General features: G+C 48.2%; 1 protein-coding gene. It reads right to left on the bottom strand.

The features are described from left to right. Nucleotides 1-10: 10 nt before the first annotated feature. Nucleotides 11-477, bottom strand: a 467-nt coding sequence (locus Q1A70_RS20410) for a transposase (RefSeq protein ID WP_299695886.1), incomplete at its 5' end; no start/stop codon positions are given.

The following is a 477-nucleotide window of genomic DNA, read 5'->3' on the forward strand; positions in this document are numbered from 1 at the left end:
GGGCGACTTGTCAGTATTTGAAGTTCCAAGGTAGGAGCACATCGATATCTGGCTCAGCCTTCGCTAGCTCTTTCATGCACTTGACCATGTAGTCGTAAAGGATAAGGCCGTTGGCTTTCGCAGTCTCGACGATACTGTAAAGCATCGCGCTCGCGTCAGCGCCATTTGCAGTGGTCGAGAACAACCAGTTCTTCCTGCCAATGACCAGCGGTTTAATTGCCCGTTCAGCTCGATTATTATCGATAGATAAATGACCGTCATCGATATAGCGGATAAGTTTCGGCCATTGGCCGAGCGTATACTTAATCGCTTTACCCAACGGGCTAGACGCTATCACTTGTTGAGTTGTCATCCATTCGTACAACTCGTCCAGTATTGGCTTAGCATACTGTTGACGTTCTGCTTTTCGTGTCTCGAGAGACGCACCTTTTAAGCGGGATTCTATCCCATAGAGCTTCTGGATTTTAGCCAGCGCTT

It is taken from the genome of uncultured Vibrio sp. (assembly GCF_947488985.1).
GTDB lineage: Bacteria > Pseudomonadota > Gammaproteobacteria > Enterobacterales > Vibrionaceae > Vibrio.